The 16,742-nt window shown below is 50.7% G+C and carries 18 protein-coding genes; 17 read left to right on the forward strand and 1 reads right to left on the reverse strand.

All coding sequences use genetic code 11. The annotated features are described in order from the left end of the window. Nucleotides 1-44 precede the first annotated feature (44 nt). The 4 genes from L3J94_03395 to L3J94_03410 all read left to right on the forward strand — a co-directional run bounded on the left by L3J94_03395 (nt 45) and on the right by L3J94_03410 (nt 3,515). On the forward strand, nt 45-1,946 hold the full coding sequence (locus L3J94_03395; GenBank protein ID MCF6217799.1) for a SurA N-terminal domain-containing protein: 1,902 nt from the start codon (nt 45-47) through the stop codon (nt 1,944-1,946). Between the two features lie 199 nt (nt 1,947-2,145). Continuing rightward, nucleotides 2,146-2,517 (forward strand): YbaN family protein, encoded by a 372-nt coding sequence (locus L3J94_03400; GenBank protein ID MCF6217800.1) that lies wholly within the window; start codon nt 2,146-2,148, stop codon nt 2,515-2,517. 53 nt (nt 2,518-2,570) lie between these two features. After that, nucleotides 2,571-3,083 carry a TIGR00645 family protein gene (locus L3J94_03405; protein ID MCF6217801.1) on the forward strand — a complete coding sequence of 171 codons (513 nt, stop codon included), beginning with the start codon at nt 2,571-2,573 and terminating at the stop codon, nt 3,081-3,083. 42 nt (nt 3,084-3,125) lie between these two features. Beyond that, complete coding sequence (locus L3J94_03410; GenBank protein ID MCF6217802.1) at nt 3,126-3,515, forward strand: hypothetical protein; 390 nt, start codon at nt 3,126-3,128, stop codon at nt 3,513-3,515. Nucleotides 3,516-3,596: 81 nt separating this feature from the next. On the opposite strand, the gene dusA is transcribed toward L3J94_03410, so the two are convergent. Continuing rightward, nucleotides 3,597-4,595 (reverse strand): tRNA dihydrouridine(20/20a) synthase DusA, encoded by a 999-nt coding sequence (gene dusA, locus L3J94_03415; GenBank protein ID MCF6217803.1) that lies wholly within the window; start codon nt 4,593-4,595, stop codon nt 3,597-3,599. 172 nt (nt 4,596-4,767) lie between these two features. Here dusA and L3J94_03420 point away from each other — a divergent pair, with 172 nt between their 5' ends. The 13 genes from L3J94_03420 (at nt 4,768) to L3J94_03480 (ending at nt 16,690) form a co-directional block, all read left to right on the forward strand. Next, entirely contained in the window at nt 4,768-5,553 is a 786-nt protein-coding gene (locus L3J94_03420) for a TatD family hydrolase (GenBank protein MCF6217804.1), read from the forward strand. 69 nt (nt 5,554-5,622) lie between these two features. Continuing rightward, on the forward strand, nt 5,623-6,495 hold the full coding sequence (gspC, locus tag L3J94_03425; protein ID MCF6217805.1) for a type II secretion system protein GspC: 873 nt from the start codon (nt 5,623-5,625) through the stop codon (nt 6,493-6,495). Between the two features lie 24 nt (nt 6,496-6,519). Then, entirely contained in the window at nt 6,520-8,538 is a 2,019-nt protein-coding gene (gene gspD / locus L3J94_03430) for a type II secretion system secretin GspD (GenBank protein ID MCF6217806.1), read from the forward strand. After that, nucleotides 8,531-10,042, forward strand: coding sequence for a type II secretion system ATPase GspE (gspE, locus tag L3J94_03435; GenBank protein ID MCF6217807.1), 1,512 nt, complete (start codon nt 8,531-8,533; stop codon nt 10,040-10,042). The genes gspD and gspE overlap by 8 nt, the downstream gene beginning before the upstream one ends. Before the next feature lie 3 nt (nt 10,043-10,045). After that, complete coding sequence (gspF, locus tag L3J94_03440) at nt 10,046-11,260, forward strand: type II secretion system inner membrane protein GspF (GenBank protein ID MCF6217808.1); 1,215 nt, start codon at nt 10,046-10,048, stop codon at nt 11,258-11,260. An 18-nt stretch (nt 11,261-11,278) separates the two neighbouring features. Then, nucleotides 11,279-11,713, forward strand: a complete 435-nt coding sequence (gene gspG / locus L3J94_03445) for a type II secretion system major pseudopilin GspG (protein MCF6217809.1) — start codon at nt 11,279-11,281, stop codon at nt 11,711-11,713. 23 nt (nt 11,714-11,736) lie between these two features. Further along, complete coding sequence (gspH, locus tag L3J94_03450) at nt 11,737-12,273, forward strand: type II secretion system minor pseudopilin GspH (protein MCF6217810.1); 537 nt, start codon at nt 11,737-11,739, stop codon at nt 12,271-12,273. Beyond that, nucleotides 12,263-12,634, forward strand: a complete 372-nt coding sequence (gene gspI / locus L3J94_03455) for a type II secretion system minor pseudopilin GspI (GenBank protein ID MCF6217811.1) — start codon at nt 12,263-12,265, stop codon at nt 12,632-12,634. The genes gspH and gspI overlap by 11 nt, the downstream gene beginning before the upstream one ends. Then, nucleotides 12,634-13,254 (forward strand): type II secretion system minor pseudopilin GspJ, encoded by a 621-nt coding sequence (gene gspJ / locus L3J94_03460; protein ID MCF6217812.1) that lies wholly within the window; start codon nt 12,634-12,636, stop codon nt 13,252-13,254. The genes gspI and gspJ overlap by 1 nt, the downstream gene beginning before the upstream one ends. Next, nucleotides 13,247-14,218, forward strand: coding sequence for a type II secretion system minor pseudopilin GspK (gene gspK / locus L3J94_03465; GenBank protein ID MCF6217813.1), 972 nt, complete (start codon nt 13,247-13,249; stop codon nt 14,216-14,218). The genes gspJ and gspK overlap by 8 nt, the downstream gene beginning before the upstream one ends. Beyond that, the gene (gene gspL, locus L3J94_03470; GenBank protein ID MCF6217814.1) at nt 14,218-15,435 is read left to right on the forward strand and encodes a type II secretion system protein GspL; all 1,218 of its coding nucleotides are present in this window, start codon (nt 14,218-14,220) and stop codon (nt 15,433-15,435) included. The genes gspK and gspL overlap by 1 nt, the downstream gene beginning before the upstream one ends. Further along, on the forward strand, nt 15,432-15,920 hold the full coding sequence (locus L3J94_03475) for a type II secretion system protein M (protein MCF6217815.1): 489 nt from the start codon (nt 15,432-15,434) through the stop codon (nt 15,918-15,920). The genes gspL and L3J94_03475 overlap by 4 nt, the downstream gene beginning before the upstream one ends. Continuing rightward, nucleotides 15,917-16,690: a type II secretion system protein N gene (locus tag L3J94_03480; protein ID MCF6217816.1), complete on the forward strand. Its 774-nt coding sequence runs from the start codon at nt 15,917-15,919 to the stop codon at nt 16,688-16,690. Before L3J94_03475 ends, L3J94_03480 begins: the two co-directional genes overlap by 4 nt. Nucleotides 16,691-16,742: the final 52 nt, after the last annotated feature.

Here is a 16,742-nt window from a genome sequence, read left to right on the forward strand (position 1 = left end):
CCTTTTTTCATATCTAAATTCAGACAACATGAGTTGTACTAACAATGCTTGATTTTATTCGTAGTCGCGCCCAAACGTGGGTTGCATGGGTGATCGTTGGACTGATCATTGTTCCTTTTGCGCTGTGGGGGATTGGTGATTATGCCACGGGCGGTGCGGAAGATAATGTGGCAACAATTAATGATGTGAATATCTCGCAACGAGAGTTTCAGCGTGCCTACTATCAACAAGAGCAGCGTTTAAAGCAGATGCTGGGTGAAAATTACGATGCCAGCCTGTTTGAGGATCAGATGCGAAGAAGTGTTCTTGAGGGGATGATTTCTCAAGAGTTGATGGTTCAGACTGCGCGGGATGAAGGCCTGCAAGTTGGCGCAGCCCAGTTGGCAGCAGTTATCCAGAGTGTTTCATCATTTCAAGAAGGTGGCGCATTCAATCGTGCAACATATGAATCCACGCTGAAAATGCAGGGCCAATCAGCGGCTTATTTTGAGTCACGTGTCGCTAGGGATCTGTTGTCACAGCAGCTTTATGCCGCGTTACACGACTCTGCAATTGTTACTGACTATGATGTCGACATGCTGCTTAAGCTAGAGCGTCAACAACGTGAGGTCAGTTATGTCCAAATACCCGCAGCACGTTTCCTTGCCGATGCTGTTATCAGTAATGATGATATTGAATCACAGTATAGTGCGAGTATCGATCGCTATAAAATGCCCGAGAAGGTGGATGTCGAATACCTTGAGCTTTCGATTGAATCGCTTCAGAGCAGTGTCGATATAAGTGAGCGTGCTCTTGAGGAAGCCTACCAGAATCAAAAAGAGGCACTGGCCACTCCTGAACAGCGCCGTGCGAGCCATATATTGATTGAAATACCCTTTGAAGCAAGTGCTGAAGAGAAACGGCTGGCTGAGGAGAAGGCGAATGATTTGCTGGCTAGACTGAATGGAGGTGACTCGTTTGAAGCCTTAGCTAGAGAGTTTTCTGATGACCTTGGTTCATCTGAGCTGGGTGGAGATCTGGGGTTTTTTCGTCGTGGCGATATGGTGCCTGAATTTGATACAAAAGTTTTTTCTATGAATGTGGGGGAGGTAAGCGAGCTGGTTGCGACTGAATTTGGTTACCACATTATCCGTCTCGATGAAGTTGAAAAAGGTGAGACGCCCGCCTTCGCAGAAGTTAAAGATGTGCTGCTCGCCGAACTGAAACAGAGCGAAGCTGAGCGTCTGTACTATGATATGGCCGATCAGCTGACCAATATGGTATTTGAGTATCCGGATAATCTGGAAATCGCCGCGGATGAGTTGGGCCTTAAAATCAGTAAAGCAGAAGGTATTACACGCAACGGTGCCCAGGGCATATTGGCAAACCCTTTGATCGTAAGGGCACTATTTTCTGATGAGGTTTTGAAAGAGAGATTAAACAGTGAGCCGATAGATATTGGGAATGATCACTTGATTGTGGTTCGTGTCAGTGATTACACACCCGCGCAGGCTAAACCACTGAATGCCGTGCGGGATGAAATTATCGAATGGTTGACCCGCCAATACGCGGAGTCCAAGGCACAGACGCTGGGTGAGGAGCTGCTTGCAAAGGTTGAGTCTAATGCTGGTTTTTCGGCGCTTGCTGAAGCGTTTGCTGTGGAATGGGTTGAGCTGGGTTTGATCGAGCGAGGTACTGCCTCGGTTAATCGGCTGATCTCAAAGCGTGCCTTTGAATTGCCCCGTGTCTCTGCCGGTGAGATAAGCGCAGGAACCGTTTCGCTGGGTGGTGACTATGCGGTGGTGGTGGTCAAGTCGATTAAGCCCTATGAAGCGGATCAAATCAGTGCTGCTGATCGTGCGGCAATGCGCCAACAGCTCATGAGTATTCGTGGCAATGCTGATTATGAAGCCTTTTCACAAGGACTAAGAGAGGCCTCTTCCGTTGTTATACGCCTGGAGGAGTAGCCCACTAGGAAGCTGAAGGCGGCTGGAGTGCAGACCGCTATGATCAGACAACCCGTGCCATTCCTATAGCACTTGTTGTATATGCCTCACTGTTTACTGCTAAGCGCACTATAATTTAAGTGGAATTGAGTGTTGTTTGCGCCAGCAATCTACACTTAGATAGGTTTATGTGCGTACGCTGGGGGTTAGGGGTATGTTGGTGAAGTGGTTTTATTTATCACTGGGGCTTCTTTTTTTGGCGCTTGCCTTGGTGGGGGTGCTACTGCCTGGTTTGCCCACAACCCCCTTTATTTTGCTGGCTGCGGGTTGTTTTGCAAAGTCATCCTCGCGGCTCTATAACGGGTTATTGGGTAACCGCCTGTTTGGGCCGATGATTCGCGACTGGGAAGCTCACCGCGCCATCAGCCGTCGGGTGCGAAATATCGCGATGGCCTCCATGCTGTTTATGGGGGGGGTCTCTATATTTTTTATACTGGACCAACTCTTTATCCAGTTACTGGTCGCTGCCATGGTTTTCATTGGAAGCTATGTAGTAATGCGTATTCGACTGACAGAATTGAGAGCAGATTAGGCTTGTCTGCTCTTCGTTATGTGAGCTAAACCCTGTTATTTTTGGAGTTAAAATTGAAAAAATTTGAACACTTTCTAGAGATGGTCATCTTTAACAGCCGTTGGCTGTTGGTGCCTTATTATCTTGGTTTGGTTTTTGCAATCGCACTACTCTTGGTGAAGTTTGTTAAAGAGTTTATTGGCTTTGCAACGATGGTTTTTACCGGTACCGGCACAGATGTCATTATTGGTATTCTTACGCTGGTAGATGTGGTATTGCTTTCAAACCTGCTGCTGATTATTGTTTTTGCCGGTTATGAAAATTTTGTATCTAAAATTGATACCGGTGATAGTGAAGATCGTCCATCTTGGATGGGTTCTGTTAGCTTCTCAGATCTGAAAATGAAATTGATTGGCTCGATCGTTGCGATCTCAGGTATTGAACTACTGAAGGCATTTGTTGCCGTTGGCGATGGCAGTCTTACCAATGAAGATCTCGCCTGGAAGGTCGGAATTCACTTGGTCTTTGTGGTGACCGGATTGCTGTTTGCGCTGTCGGATTGGTTAACCAGTAATAAGAAAAAATAAGTAGTCGCTGCTCGCTTTAGTTAGCGAGCGCAAGGGGATCTGATGAAATTACTGTTACTTGTTTTCTCTTTAGTTTTAATCCAGGGGTGTACCAGTACACCCGATCGGCTTCATAATCTGGATATGTCGCTTATTGGTTATGAAAAAGCGCTACGCTGGGGACATGAAGATACACTGACTGGCTTCATGGCTTCTGGGCAGTCGATTAATACTGATTTGATTAAGCGCTTCAATCAGATCGATATCGCGGGTTATAACACCCTGGGGCGTACTCTTTCTGAGGATCTTAACCGGGCAGAGTTAACCGTGACGATTGATTACATTGATAAAGAGTCGATGAGTGTGCGCGATGTGATTGACAAGCAGGTTTGGGTTTACGACGAAGAGGTGGGGCGTTGGTTATTAGTGAGCACACTACCCTATTTCAAATAAAATAGGGGTGCTTAGTGTATCCACCTTTTTTTCACTTCTCTCTTTCCTTTCCAGCCCCGCCTGTGCAGAGACCTCACTAAGTTACACATAGGGCTTATCAGTCTCGTTAACTGAAATAAAGGATGCGGCTGTTCTTATGACACGGCTATCGGCACCTGACCGGTGAGCATTTTCACTTAGATGGCGACGCCAGGCACGTGCTCCAGGCATTCCCTGAAAGAGCCCCAGTATATGGCGAGTGATCTGATTTAACCGAACCCCACTCTTTAACTTCTGCTCTACATAGGGGTAAAAAAGCGCTAAAATTTCCATTCGACTGAGTGGTGTAGTGGTGTTTTGGTAAAGGCGTTGATCTACCTGTGAAAGGATATAGGGGTTGTGGTAGGCTTCTCGGCCAATCATGACACCATCAACTTGCTCAAGGTGGGCAGCGGCTTCGTCGACTGTCTTAATGCCTCCATTGATACTGATCTGTAGCTGCGGGAAGTCACTTTTTAGTTGATAAACCCGTGGGTAGTTTAGTGGTGGGATTTCCCTGTTTTCTTTTGGGCTGAGACCACTTAGCCAGGCTTTGCGGGCATGGATAATGAAATGTTGGCATTGAGTTTGCGCAACCGTATCAATAAATTGATGTAAAAAGGGGTAGTCATCCTGTTGGTCTATGCCGGTACGGGTTTTTATTGTCACCGGTATCTGCACGGCGTGGCTTATTGCATCAACACACTCAGCGACCAACGTGGCATCAGCCATCAGGCAGGCACCAAATCGCCCCTCTTGTACCCGGTCACTTGGGCAGCCCACATTAAGGTTGATCTCATCATACCCATACTGCTCCACGATACGGGCGCACTCCGCTAGGTGACGGGGGTTGCTGCCGCCTAGCTGAATGGAGAGTGGGTGCTCACGTTCATCAAACGCTAATAGGTAGTCACGGTCACCTTTTAGAATGGCCCCGCAGGTGATCATTTCTGTGTGGAGTTGGGTCTGCTGGGTGATTAGACGCATGAAGTAGCGGTAATGTCGATCACTCCAGTCGAGCATAGGTGCGATCGAGATGCGATGATGGGGTATTGGAGGCATTTGAGTGTTGAGTGCAGTCAGTTTAAGGTGCTCAGTATACGGTGAGTTGAGTTGTTTTGCAGGTCAGTTTTGTGGTTCGTCATGCAGCGCTCGCTTAGTGTGGATGTTTCATAGCGTTAGGTGTGGGTGCAAGAGGGAAGAATAGATGAGTCGTTTGGGCTAATATTTTGTCATGAGGTTGGTTGATAGTCACTGTCACTTGGATTTTACGGTTTTTGAAAATGACCGTGAAGCGCTGCTGGCCAGATGTCGCCGACAAAAGATAACCGGCTTTGTTGTGCCGGGCGTTAATGCCGAGGGCTGGCCCGCATTGATCGATTTAGTGGATAAAACCGAGGGCATGTATGGTGCGTTGGGACTGCATCCGTTATTTATGTCACAGCATCGCACAGAGGACCTGGTACGACTGAGGTCATTGCTTGGCTGTTGGCGTGCGGTGGCGGTCGGTGAGATCGGGCTTGATTTTTATCATGGTAAGGGCAAAGCGGTAGAGCAGACCATGCTTTTTGAGTCGCAATTATTGATGGCTAAAGCGTTTCGCTTGCCGGTAATGCTTCATGTGCGAAAGGCTCATGATCAAGTTTTGGCGCTGTTGCGGCGCATTCGTCCAGACGGTGGTATTGTGCACGCATTTTCGGGTAGCGAGCAGCAGGCTCAGCAGTATATTGCGTTGGGTTTCTCTCTGGGCGTGGGCGGTGCGGCTACTTATGAGCGGGCGAAACGTTTACGGCGTACATTGTCTCAACTGCCTTTGACCTCTTTGGTATTGGAGAGCGATTCACCCGATATGCTGCCCGCAGGTACGGCGCGAGGGGGGCGTAATACCCCGCTCTGTTTACTGCCGGTTGTGAAGGTACTGTCTGAGTTGCACCAGTGTTCGGTTGCTCATATTGCCTATCAAACCACAAATAATGTGGCTTCGCTCCTTAAATTGCCATTGGGTAGCAAGAGTCCATAGCTCTATGGACAGGAAACATGTCATAATTCAGTTAGTTTGTAATGACAACAGCAGGGTGTTAGGAATTCAATGACAGGGGATTTTATAAAGCTATGGCAGCGTGCGTCACAGTCGTCATTGCCAACGCTGATTTTTGTGGCTCTTATCCTGTTGTTAGCCTATCAGCTTGCCTGTTCGACGTGGTATTGGCTCTCCCCCCCCTGGCAAAATAGAGGCTATGTGGCTGTCGAAAAAAATGAGCATACGTACAGTGATCTGGCTGTTTTAGATATCAACGCAATCTCCCGTTATCAGCTTTTTGGAAAACGGCTTCAGCATGTCGCTGAGGCGACTGAGCCGGTTGTTGCGCCTGAGACAAAACTTAAGCTTGAACTGCGTGGTGTTATTGCCACTGGTGACTCTTTTGGTGCGGCCATTATTGCGGACGATAGGCGGCGTGAAGGGTACTACCGTATTGGTGATGAGCTGCCTGGCGGGGTAGGGCTGCATGAGGTTTTTGCTGATAGAGTTATTCTGGATCGCGATGGTGTATATGAAACATTAACGCTACCCAGCAAGCGTATGTCGTTTACGGATACAAAAGAGCGCGGTCGCTCAACACGGGCCAGTACGGCCATCAGCGAGGAGGCTACACAGCTTCTGCACAATTATCGAGAGCTGCTACTGAATGACCCTCAGCAGTTAATAGGGGCTGTGCGCACCTTCCCGGTGAGACGGAATGGGCAGCTGGTGGGATACCGCATTGCGCCGGGGCGAGATAGAAGCTTATTGAACAAGTTTGGTTTGCGCCCGGGGGATATCGTGACCACAGTGAATGGTATTTCACTTAATAGTCCCGCTAACGGTTTGGCGGTGATGCAAAAACTTAATAGTGCTCAATCTCTTTCACTGGAAGTGGAGAGAAATGGTCGAAATCAATCTTTCCAGTTCTCACTGGAGTAACAAGTCAGCATGTCAGGAAATTCTATGGGACAGACCGGTAAAAACAGAGCGATACACTCTCGGTTTTGGAAAAAAACAGCCATCATCGTTGCACTCTGTCTGCTTTCGGGTGGGGTTCAGGCGGCCATTACCTTGAACCTCAAGGATGCCGAAATTGGTGCGGTGGTTGAGATGGTCTCAAAAGAGACCGGTAAAAACTTTGTGGTAGACCCTCGGGTCAAGGGCAAGGTGACAGTGATCTCATCCCACCCCATGGAGAAAGAGCAGCTGTATGAGGTGTTTCTTTCACTTCTGGATGTGCATGGCTTTGCCGCAGTGGAGAGTGGTGACATTATTAAAATAGTCCCGGCAGCCAATGCAAAACACATTGGTGGCGATGTGCGCTCGAAGGTGACAACCGGTGATGCCCACGTTACCCGTGTGGTGCAAATTCAGAACGTCTCAGGCGCTCAGTTGGTGCCGATTTTGCGCCCACTTGTGCCCCCCCAGGGGCACTTGGCTGCCCATGCACAGAGTAATAGCCTGATTATCTCCAGCCGAGCCTCTACGGTTGAGCGCTTGCTGTCGATTATCAAACGCATTGACCTCCCCTCCAGTGGGGCCATTGAAATTGTACCGTTGCAACACGCGTCTGCCACGGAAGTGGTGCGGGTGTTAACGAGCCTGCAACAGCAAGGGCGCAAGGCGGACCCGCAAGCCACCGCATCCACCCTGGTGGCTGATGAGCGAACCAACAGCATATTACTGGGTGGTGACCCTACTGAGCGATTACGTCTGCGAGCATTAATTACCCATCTGGATTCACCCACAGAAAATATTGGTAACACTCATGTTATCTATCTGAAATTTGCAAAAGCGAAAGAGTTGTTGACGGTGCTGACGGGGGTTGCTGAAGGACAGGTCAAGGGGAACAGTGGCAGTAAAACACCCACTGCTACGGCAAAAAATAATTTTCAAATTCAGGCGGATGAAAACACCAATGCACTGGTGATTACCGCTTCACCTGAGATGTTTCGCTCGCTGCGCTCAGTGATTCAAAAGTTGGATATACGACGTGCCCAGGTCTTGATTGAGGCGGTGATTGCTGAGGTGCAGATGGACAAAACTGCAGAGCTGGGTGTGCAGTGGCTGGTTGGCAGCAAGGGAAGCGGTGTTGCGCCTGTCGGGGTGGTGAACTTTGGTGGCTCCGGATCCAGTATTGTCGGCTTGGCAGCGGCAGCCGCTTCAGGTGGGGCGGTAGTGCCTAGCATACAAGGGGCACTGTTTGGCGCAGGTCGTATGAGTGACAATGGCGTGAGCTTTGCCGCACTGATTCGTGCGCTGGACGGTAGTGGTGCTTCCAATGTGCTCTCTACACCCAATATTGTGACCTTGGATAATCAGGAGGCCGAAATTGTTGTCGGTCAAACGGTTCCCTTTTTGACGGGTTCTTACACGAGTACGGGAGCCAGCTCCTCAGCCACCAACCCTTTTCAAACCATCAAACGTGAAAATGTCGGTTTGACGCTAAAGGTGCTACCGCAAATTAATGCGGGTAACTCGGTAAAGCTCGATATAGAACAGAAGGTGGATAGCCTGGCCGCCAGCGCAGTCAATGCGGCTGATATTATTACCAACACCCGCTCCTTTAAAACCAGTGTTATTGTGGATGACGGTAAAATGATTGTTCTGGGTGGCCTGATCAAGGATGAGTTGATTGAGAGCGAGCAAAAGGTACCACTGTTGGGTGATATTCCACTGTTGGGGGCGCTGTTTCGACACAAACAAACCACTAAGCTTAAGACAAATCTTATGGTTTTCCTCAAACCCACGGTGTTGCGTACCAGTAATGACAGTGTGAGAGCAACCAACGAAAAGTATAACGCTATCCGCCAGTACCAAATGCAACACGGTAGTCGTGGTGTGGGGTTAATGCCTGAAGAGACCGCACCTCTGCTGATAGAAGACGAGCCTGGATTGCGTTATCAAACGACCCCAGCCCCCTCTGGCAAGGTGGAGAAGGTAGATGACTTCCTAGAGAGTGATATTTTTGTCGATGGATGAGCAGCAGCCTAAAGCGGTAGACCACAGTATCAGCTTCCTGCCGAGAGTCCCCTTTGCATTTGCCAAGCGCCACGGTGTGCTGCTGAATGGATATGATGGTGCGGCTGCATCGGTGGTTTGTCGCGAGGGTGTGGCGAGTCAGGCCATTACAGAGTTACAGCGCTTTCTGGAGTGCCCCATGGCGCTAGAAGAGGTGCCGCTGGCCGAGTTTGATGTGCGGCTGCAAAAACAGTACGAACTCGGCTCTGAGCAGGCGATTACCGCCGCTGATGATATTGATGAAGACCTTGACCTGTTTCAGGTTGCAGACCAGCTGCCTGAGCCGGAAGATCTACTCGAAAGTGAAGATGATGCTCCCATTATTCGCCTGATCAATGCGCTGCTGGCGCAGGCGATCAAAGAGGGCTCCTCGGATATTCATATCGAGCCTTACGAAAAACATATGGTGGTGCGTTTTCGTATTGATGGTGTGCTGCGCGAAGTGCTGCGCCCCAAACGGGTATTAGCGCCGCTGTTGGTCTCCCGTATTAAGGTAATGGCGCGGCTCGATATTGCTGAAAAACGCCTGCCACAAGATGGGCGCATCTCATTAAAAATAGCCGGTAGAGCTGTCGACGTGCGGGTCTCCACACTGCCGACTGGGCAAGGTGAGCGGGTGGTGATGCGTCTATTGGATAAACAGGCGGGGTGCTTAACACTTGAGCAGTTGGGCATGGAGGCAGGTGCAATGGCGGGGATGGATCGCATTATCCACAAGCCCCATGGTGTTCTGCTGGTAACCGGGCCGACCGGATCGGGCAAATCAACCACGCTCTACGCCTCTCTGATGCGCATTAATAATAACCAGCGAAATATCATGACCGTTGAAGACCCCATCGAGTATTCATTGGAAGGGGTGAGTCAGACCAATGTTAACACTAAGGTGAACATGAGCTTTGCCCGTGGTTTACGGGCTATTTTACGCCAGGATCCCGATGTGGTGATGGTGGGCGAGGTGCGTGACCTGGAGACCGCAGAGATTGCAGTTCAGGCCAGTTTGACAGGGCACCTGGTAATGTCCACCTTGCATACCAACAGTGCGGTGGGTGCTGTGACCCGTTTGCGTGATATGGGGGTTGAGCCATTTTTACTCTCTTCCAGCCTGTTAGGCGTGCTGGCACAGCGTCTGGTGCGGGTGCTCTGCACACGCTGTAAAGAGGTGCGAACAGCCTCTGAGGTGGATTGCCGCACCCTGAGTGTTGAGTGTGAAATACCACCGGAGCTCTGTTATCCCGCAGGCTGCGATCATTGTGGTCAGACAGGATACATTGGTCGAACCGGAATCTACGAGTTGATCGAGATGGATGAGACGCTGCGTGTCATGATTCACGATGGTGCGGGTGAACATCAAATGGAGGCCTATGCACACCAACACTCAAAAACCATTTTCCAGGATGGTGTGCGCCGGGTGCTTGCGGGCGAAACCTCACTGGAAGAGGTGTTGCGAGTAACACGCGAGGATTAAGCCATGGCTGCATTCGAATATTTAGCAGTGGATGAAGCGGGCCGTGAACAAAAAGGCGTGCTGGAGGGGGATGCGCCACGACAGATTCGCCAGCAGTTGCGGGAAAAGGGCTGGATGCCGCTTGAGGTAAATGCGGTTAAACAGAAGGTGAGCCGTCGCGGCTTTAGTTTGAGCCGCCCCTCGCGTATTTCGAATAATGATCTGGCGATGATTACTCGTCAATTGGCGACCCTGATTCGTTCCGGGGTGCCCGTTGAAGAGTCCTTGCGTATCGCATCGCAACAGGCCAGCAAGGGGCGCTCCCAATCAGTATTGGTGGCGATTCGCTCCCGTGTGCTTGAGGGGCACGGGCTGGCTGCTGGCATGAGTGAATTTCCACAAATATTCTCAGAAATGTACCGGGCAACGGTTGCCGCAGGCGAGCAGTCTGGGCACCTGGAGTTGGTATTGGAACGTCTGGCTGACTACGCTGAAGGTGCATTGCAGGTAGGGCAGAAGATGATGCTGGCGTTGATCTACCCTTTGGCGCTCACACTGGTGGCATTGGGAGCTATTATGTTTCTAACCGCTTACGTCGTGCCACAGGTTGTAGAGGTGTTTGAGGGGCTTGATAAAGCGCTCCCCCCCTTGACCATTGCGGTGATTGGGGCAAGTGATATCATTCGTGGCTACTGGCTGATTATGCTGATCATCCTTATGTTGGGTGTCGCAGGCTTCAAATACCTGTTGCGGATGCTCTCCTTTCGTCGCCAGTTTCACCACATCTTGCTGCGTATTCCCGTGGTTTCAAAAGTTTTAAAAGGGGTAGACGCTTCACGCTTTGCGCGTACCTTCGGTACACTACTGGGCGCGGGTGTGCCTGCGCTTGAGGCAATGAATATTTCGGCCCAGGTGATGTCTAACATCCCGATGCGTGATGCGATACAAAAAGGTGCGAGAAAACTGCGTGAAGGCGCGAGTCTGCAAGTGGCACTGGGTACGGGTGGTTATTTCCCGCCGATCATGCTGCACCTGGTCGCAAGTGGCGAGGCGAGTGGCAATGTAGAAGAGATGCTGTTTCGTTCAGCAGAAACCCTTGAGCGCGAGCTGGATACACTGCGCGGTACCTTATTAGGCTTTATGGAGCCGCTGATCATTTTGTTAATGGGTGGTTTGGTGATGGTGATTGTAATGGCGATATTGATGCCGATCCTTGATCTTAATCAGCTCATTCAATAATCAACTTAGGAAAGGCATATGAACTTTAAAAGAGAGCAGCAACGTGGCTTTACGTTGATAGAGCTGATCGTTGTTATCGTTATTCTCGGGGTGCTGGCCACGATTGTGGTTCCCAAAGTAATGGATCGCCCCGATGATGCGCGTATTGCAAAAGCAAAACAGGATATCCGGGCACTACAGACCGCTCTGGATCTGTACAAACTGGATAACTACAACCACCCCAGTACTGATCAGGGGTTAGAAGCATTGGTGAGCAAGCCAGCAGGCTCTCCCGCCCCCAAAAACTGGAAAAGCGGGGGTTATCTGGATCGCCTGCCAAAAGATCCGTGGGGTAATGAATATCTCTACCTGAAGCCCGGTAGCCGCGGAGGTGCGGTTGATATCTATTCATTGGGTGCAGATGGTCGCCAGGGGGGAGAGGGTGCAGATGCGGATGTGGGTAATTGGGAGTAAAAATAAGCAGCGGGAACTGTCCAGTGGCTGACTCGGCATCGAGTGGCGAGCAGTCGGGCTTTACCTTGCTTGAACTGTTGGTAGTGATTGTCATTATTGGCATCATGGCAAGCTTTGTGGTGCTCTCCATTGGCTTGGGCCATAATGATGAGGTCAAGCAAGAGGCGCGTCGTGTGCAAGCCCTGATTGAGCTGGCAGCTCAGGAGAGTTTGCTGGGTGGCCGCGAATTTGGGGTTCGTTTTAATCCACAGGGTTACCGCTTCTATACGCTTAATGTGGGGGAGGAGCGGTCAGAGTGGCTGCCTGTGGTTGATGATGAGCATTTGAGCCAACCCCGCAAGTTGTCAGAACAGATTGAGTTGGAGCTCTATGTGGAGGGTTCGATTGTTGCAATTGAAAAACCACTGGAGAAGGGTGTACATGTTTTTTTACTCTCAAGTGGCGAAATGACCCCATTTGAGTTGTTGATCAAACAGTACGAGAGCGGGCAGGTCTATTATTTGACCGGCTCAATTACCGGCAAGCTAGCGTTACAACTGAATGATGCAGATGATGCGTAACCAGCGTGGCTTTACCCTGATTGAAATTATGGTGGCGCTGTCAATTCTGGCGATTTCGATGGTCGCGATCTACAAATCAGTCGCGGGTTATGTGAATAATGCCGGCTACCTCGAACAGCGCACCTTTGCCCAATGGGCCGCCGTTAATATTGCAGATGAGATGCGCTTGAGGTCACCTTGGCCTGATCTGGGGAAAAGTGATGGTGAGTTAGTCGGCTTTGCCGGACATGACTGGTTCTGGCGTGTAGTGGTGCTGAAGAATGAAGCGGCATGGATGCGCACTGTTGAGGTGAAGGTTTTTGTCGATGAAGAGGCTGATAATGCGCTTGGCCGGATCACTTTTTACGTTGTGAAACCCTGATGTTGCCTGTCGACCACAAACAGCGAGGCTTCACCCTGTTGGAGCTGATTATCGCCATCTCTATCTTTGGTGTGATTATGGTGATGGCGTATGGCGCGTTGCGTCACATTGCTGATACCGCGCACCACCTTGAACAGCGCAGTGAGCAACTGGCCGATCTACAGCGTGCTTTTTTTATTATCAGCAAAGATTTTCAACTACTGGCTGACCGTAAAATACGTGACCAGTTCGGTGACGAGCAGCCCGCGCTGATCGTCGACGAAGAGGGGCGTGTTGAATTTACCCGCTCGGGTTGGCGTAACCCACTGGGGCAGTTGCGCTCCAGTTTACAGCGCGTCGCCTACCATCTGGAGGAGGGCGTGCTCTACCGTGACTACTGGCGTGTGCTGGATCGTGCACAAGATAGTGAGCCGTTGCGCAGCGACTTGATAAAAAATGTGGAAAAGTTTGCAGTCGAGCTGTTGCCGCCGCAGGGCGAAGAGTGGAAATCTATCTGGCCACCCTACAATAATAACCCCGATCAAGTGACCGCCTCACTGCCAAAAATGGTTAAGGTCACGTTGAGCTTGGAGGGGGTGGGCGATGTGTGGCGATTTTACTCGGTGGTGCAGGATGAGTAGCGTGATGGTATCACCCTACAACCAGCGAGGCGTTGCCCTGTTGACGGTGGTGCTGGTGGTCTCTATTGTCACGGTACTGGCAACTGCGATGGCGAGCCGCCAGCAGATGGATATCCGTCGAGCCGCCAACGTGCTCGCCATTGATCAGCTTGACCAGTATGCGCGGGGTGCCGAGCTCATCGCCGCATGGGGCTTGCAAGAGGATATCACCGCAAACGAGGGTGCGCAGTACGATACACCGGATGAAACATGGGCAATGCCGGTGGGGTTTGAGGTTGAAAATGGTAGCGTGGGCGGTCAGGTCGTGGATCTTAATCGCTACCTTAATATCAACAACCTGGTGGATGATGATGGTCAACCGGTGACACCTGAAATAGAGCGGATGAAAAGATTGTTTGATGCGCTAGGGCAGAACACCTCATTGGTTGATGCACTGGTTGACTGGATTGATCCAGACCAGCAAGTGTTCGGACTGGGTGGCGCAGAAGATGGTGAATATTTGTTGATGAAGCCGCCTTATCGCGCGGCTAACCGGGCGATGCTCTCCATCAGTGAGCTGCAACTCGTTCAAGGGTTTACCCCAGAAGTGCGGCGTGAGTTGGTGGATGACGATGGTCATCCGCTGTTGACCGTGTTTCCGGGTGAAAATAACAGCAAGGTGAATGTGAATACGGCAGCGTGGCAAATTATCCAAGCATCACTTAAGGGTATGGGTGATGGTGATGCCGATACACTGGCCTCTGAAGAGTATGAAAAGTTATCAGACTTTATGGCGGAGCCAGTGGTTAATCAAGCGCCCAACAGGGGGGATGCAGAGCAGATGCTGGATGTAAGTAGTCACTATTTTTTACTTGATGGTTTTATCACGTTTGGTAACCGCAATCTGGCTCTGTATAGTGTGTTAAAACGAAATAATAGCACCGGTAAAAGTACTGTGATCTATCGCAGCCAAGGGGTTAATTAATGTCGGATCATTTTTTCCTGCGATTGGAACCGCATGAGCTTGATAGTGAAGAGCCCCAAGCCACCTGGTATCACGCGGGCCAAACGGGTCAGGGGCGGCTGGCTGAAGCCGCTGAAGCGGCCCACGGTTTTCATATTACTGTGATCGTACCGGGGCAGTTATGCACCGCCACCCAGGTCTCTCTACCGGGAGTCAGTCGCAGCCGACTGGCCAAAGCCACCCCTTTTGCCTTGGAAGAGCAGCTGGTTGACGATGTTGATGAGCTGCACTTTTCACTGGGTGAGGCAACGGATGGCACGGTCCCGGTTGTAGTGATCAAGCGTGTGGTGTTGGAGCAGTGGCTGGCGTTGTTAGAGCGCTACAATATGACACCGCATAAAATTATCCCCGATTATTTTGCAATACCCTGCCCACCGCAGGGGTGGCACCTCTGGTTTGATGAGCCGGGGGTTATGTTGCGTTACGGCCGTGCAGCTGGGCTGCGAATGATGTTGACGACTCCTCTGTTTATATTACAGCGCCTCTACGATGAAGTGGGGCAAAAACCAGAGCAGCTTTTGGTGAGTGGTGATTATGAAGCGCTACAAGATGAGCTGCTTGAGTGGTGCCAACAGAACGAGATTGAACTGATTCAAGGGGAGAGCTCACCGCAGCTACTACAGACAGCGGCCGCTAATGTACCGAACGGTGAGGTGATTAATCTGCTGCAAGGTGATTATAGCCATCAAGAAAAAATGAGCCGACAGTGGCGCCCCTGGTGGCCAGCCGTCGCCGTACTGGCCATGATGGCACTCTTTCAGCTTATCTCAATGACTGCCGACCATCAGCGGCTCACCACGTTACAGGCGGCGCTGGATCAAGAGATAAAGCAGCTCTATCTAGATACCTTCCCCGATGCAAAAAGAGTGGTGGACCCGCGAGCTCAAATGGAAGCACGGCTAAAAGAGCAGAGTGTCGGCATGCAAGGTGACCAGTTCTACCCGCTTTTAGGCGGTGTTACGCTGCTTTCAGACAATAAAGTAAAATTTGAGCTGCAACGTTTGCGTTACCATAATGGTGAGCTAAACGTGGATATGCATTTACAAAACTTACAGGTATTGGATCAAATTAAACAGCTATTTTCCGACAAGCCGGGCCTGCATGCCGAAGTGGTTTCGGCCAGTGCCCGTGGTAACAAAGTAGAGGCGCGCCTGCTGATTAAAGGGAGTCGTTCATGAAAGCGTGGTTTGAAGAACTCAACAGTCGCGAACGATCCACTCTGTTGCTGGGTGGCGGTGCGTTACTGTTGATGCTGCTTTATAGCTTGCTATGGTCACCTTTGAGTGCCGAAAGTGAGCGCTTGCAACGTGATATAGAGAGCCAGCATGCAACATTAGCCTGGATGCAACAGGCGGCCCAACAGGTTAAAACGAGCAGCATGGTTAACAACACGCGCCGGGGTGCAGAGGGGGAGTCACTGTTGACACTGGTCGATCGTAGCGCTAAAAAAGCCGTGCTCGGCGGCAATATTAAGCGAGTTCAACCCGACAAGGATGGCTCGGTGCGTATCTGGCTGGAGAAGGTGGAATTTAATTCAATGATGCGTTGGCTGGCAACGCTCTCTCGTGAATACGGTGTAGTGCTGGGTAACAGCAATATCGAAAAGCAGTCAACAGCAGGGCTGGTCGATGCGCGGTTAACCCTTAAGCGGAGTCGCTCGTGAAATCCAAAATTGCTTATGCACTGCTATTCTTTGGGGTTTATCTGCTGAGCTTATGGGTGATATTACCCGCCACTTATGTTGCCTCGATACTGGAGGAGCAAGTGGATGGCTTGATGCTGTATGGCGTGGAGGGGACATTATGGTCGGGTGAGATGCGGGCGCTTGAGGTTGAAGGGGTGGTACTGGAAAATGTCGAGTGGTCACTCTCACCCTGGCCACTGCTACTTGGAAATGCACAGCTGAATATCACGTCCATTAGTGATGGGTTGCAGGGTCGCGGGGTTGTTGAAATAGACCTGTTGAGCCATGAGGTAACTCTTTACGACAGCGTGGTTAAACTGCCGGTAGAAAGGTATGCCGCACCATTAGGTTTGGCTGATTTTGACCTGACCGGCGAGTTTGAGTTGAACTTGAATCAGTTGAGGTACCAACAAGGGGTTATCTACGATCTCTCAGGCGTGCTGATTTGGCATCAGGCCGGTATTTCGGGTGCCTTGGTGCTGGGGGCACTGCAAGCTGAATTTACACAGCAGGATGGTGCGCTCGAGGCCGTTCTGAGTGATCGAGAGGGGCCGGTAAAACTAGATGGTGAGTTGTCACTACAAAGCTCAGGCCACTACCAGTTTAAAAGTAGACTCGGGGCGCGAGACGAGAGTGATTTGAGCCTGAAGCAGACCTTGCGATTAATAGGGCGCACCATCGATGAGAACCGAGTAGAGGTGAAGACGACAGGGAGTGTGACGTTGCCGGCGTGGTTGATACTGGGTTGAGTCGCTTTGGCTGGGTTTGGTGTGATTCCCTTCCGGCGTGATAATTTGAGGG

It is taken from the genome of Gammaproteobacteria bacterium, from assembly GCA_021647245.1.
Classification (GTDB): Bacteria; Pseudomonadota; Gammaproteobacteria; order RBG-16-57-12; family RBG-16-57-12; genus JAFLJP01.